The 2,278-nt window shown below is 58.3% G+C and carries 4 protein-coding genes and 1 riboswitch; of the genes, 3 read left to right on the top strand and 1 reads right to left on the bottom strand.

All coding sequences use genetic code 11. The features are described 5' to 3' along the window. Positions 1-2: 2 nt before the first annotated feature. Positions 3-596: a histidine phosphatase family protein gene (locus VMU57_RS15700; protein ID WP_325385077.1), complete on the bottom strand. Its 594-nt coding sequence runs from the start codon at positions 594-596 to the stop codon at positions 3-5. A gap of 104 nt (positions 597-700) precedes the next feature. Here VMU57_RS15700 and VMU57_RS15695 point away from each other — a divergent pair, with 104 nt between their 5' ends. The 3 genes from VMU57_RS15695 to VMU57_RS15685 form a co-directional block, all read left to right on the top strand. Continuing rightward, the gene (locus tag VMU57_RS15695; RefSeq protein ID WP_325385075.1) at positions 701-919 is read left to right on the top strand and encodes a CbtB domain-containing protein; all 219 of its coding nucleotides are present in this window, start codon (positions 701-703) and stop codon (positions 917-919) included. A 10-nt stretch (positions 920-929) separates the two neighbouring features. Then, positions 930-1,652, top strand: coding sequence for a CbtA family protein (locus VMU57_RS15690; protein WP_325385073.1), 723 nt, complete (start codon positions 930-932; stop codon positions 1,650-1,652). A 19-nt stretch (positions 1,653-1,671) separates the two neighbouring features. Continuing rightward, positions 1,672-1,870, top strand: a riboswitch (cobalamin riboswitch). 93 nt (positions 1,871-1,963) lie between these two features. Beyond that, positions 1,964-2,278, top strand: a 315-nt coding sequence (locus tag VMU57_RS15685; RefSeq protein WP_325385071.1) for a hypothetical protein, incomplete at its 3' end; no start/stop codon positions are given.

Here is a 2,278-nt window from a genome sequence, read left to right as displayed (position 1 = left end):
CTCTAATTTCCATCCCCGGAAAGCGGGCAACCGCTGCTCCGCAAGCTCCAGAATTGGCCGTTCGATCGAAGGTCCGTCATCGACACGGGCGGGATATCGATACGCCAGAACGATTGCGCGGGAGCCTGCAAAGTAAGAACTACGGCGGCACGAACCACTGCGGGATGCGTGACGGCCAATGTGTGACCTGAGCTGTGCTGCCCAGTCAGCCAGCACTCGATGCGGGCGAGGAAGTTCTGAATAGACTCGCCGCCATGCGGCGCAGCATCAATATCGGTGAGCCATCGACGGACGCCATCCGGGTCAGTCGATTGAACCTCGTCCAAAGATTTCCCTCGCCACGAGCTGTAGTCCAAGTCCTTTAATTCTGCGGAAAGGATCGGGTCGAGTCCCATGGCCATCGCTGTCTGCCTTGTTCTCTGCTCAGGTCCAGCGTAGACCTGACGAACTTGCGGCGGAATCCAGCCAATCGACCTAAGTTTTTCAAGTTCGCGTGGCTCAATGGGTTCATCGAGAGGAAAGGCTGCTCTCCGCACAGCCGCGGTCGCCGCGTGACTGATAAACGTGATCCGTCCCGGCAGATATGATTCTCTCAAAGTGTCGCCCCAAGAAAGCCTACCATTGTGCCGGTGCAGCGGCCTTGACACCCCTTGGGTGGTTCACTACGCTCTTGATTAAGCAATACTTTTAGGAGACTTTTATGCCTCAGCCCCTTGTCGGCTCGATTCCCCAGCCCGTATCTATACCGGCCATTCCGCTGCGCGAGTTCTTGCCTTGGGCTTTGTTCGGCGGCTTATTGATGCTGCTTCTGATCTACTTCGTCGGGGCGGAACAGGGAGCCACTGCCCTTATTCATGGCCGCATGGTTCACGAGTTTGTCCACGACGGACGCCATCTCCTTGGTTTCCCTTGTCACTAACCAACCACTCATGACTGGTACGCTGCTTCTTCGCGGTATGCTGGTCGGCCTCGTGGCCGGCCTTCTCGTATTTGCGTTCGCTCGGTGGGCCGGCGAGCCGCAAGTCGATCGGGCAATCGCCGTTGAAACCAGCATGGATCAGACGAAGGCTGAACCGCCCGAGCCTGAGATGGTCAGTCGCAAGATTCAGAGAGGCATCGGACTTCTGGCCGGCGCTGTGGTCTACAGTTCAGCTCTTGGAGGCATCTTCGGGCTGGTCTTCGCCTTTTCACAGGGCCGTTTCAGCGTGCCCAGTCCCCGTGCGCTGGCACTATGGATTGCAGTTCTGGGATTCATCTCCGTAGCATTGGTCCCTTCCCTTAAATATCCGGCGAACCCACCGTCTGTAGGCAGTCCAGAGACAATAGGAATGCGGACCGCGGCGTACTTTCTTGCTATTGCAATATCGATAGCGTCTATGACGCTTTCGCTGCAACTGGCCCGTCGCTTCATCCGGCGATTCGGCGTCTGGAACGGCTCTTTGCTGGCGGCGTTTCTGTTCGTCTTGCTGACCGTGACGCTTTTGAGTTTTCTGCCAGTGATCGATGAAGTACCGCAGGCCTTTCCAGCGAGTTTGCTCTGGAAATTCCGGATCGCGTCCGGGGAGATGCAGTTGCTGCTTTGGAGCACACTCGGGATACTCTTCGGCTGGTTGACCGAACGCGACCGGGCCACGCACACGCTGGTTCGTTAGAACAACCGGCGGCGTGGTACAACTGTGTCAGACCCAAGGTGCCCGCGCAAGGGCTGAAAAGGGAAGTCCGGTGCAATCCCGGTGCGGTCCCGCCACTGTAAACGAAGATGAGTCGCCAGACATCCACTCGGTCGTCAAGCCGGGGAAGGAGGAGGCTAGGCACAGGCAAGAAGGTGCCGCTTCGAAGCCAGGAGACCTGCCCGGGGTCCATTGCAATTTCTGCGGAGAACAGAAACCATGCGCCTGGCACAGTCAACCCGTCTTATTCCCGTCACCAGTCCCGACCACGCGCCAGAGAATGAGGCGTAGCTGTGGCCGAATCTTTTCGACAGCGCGTGATCCGCGCCGATGGCCGCGCCTTCAACATCGTCCAGCATCGAGCGCATTTGACCTATTGCTACACCGGTTGCTGTTGCGGCATCACCGAGCGCGGGTACGCCGCCGTCCCGGTTGATGTTTACACGCAGGAGTGGCTCGGACGCAAGATTCGCAATCACGTTCATCTCACCAAGGGCGGTTGCCTTGGCCCTTGCGCGCTCGCCAATGTGGTGAGTCTCGTCTTCGATGGCAGGTCGATCTGGTTCCACTCGGTGAACAGCCCCTGGCAGGTCCGGCAGATATTTGAC

The sequence above is a fragment of the Edaphobacter sp. genome (genome assembly GCF_035532915.1).
In the GTDB taxonomy this organism is placed as follows: domain Bacteria; phylum Acidobacteriota; class Terriglobia; order Terriglobales; family Acidobacteriaceae; genus Edaphobacter.
The sequence above is the reverse complement of the archived record's forward strand: the minus strand, read 5'-3'. Positions and strand labels throughout refer to the sequence as shown.

Coding starts and splice junctions, on each gene's coding strand:
- VMU57_RS15695 (WP_325385075.1), top strand. CDS start 701: ATGCCTCAGCCCCTTGTCGGCTCGATTCCCCAGCCCGTATCTATACCG.
- VMU57_RS15690 (WP_325385073.1), top strand. CDS start 930: ATGACTGGTACGCTGCTTCTTCGCGGTATGCTGGTCGGCCTCGTGGCC.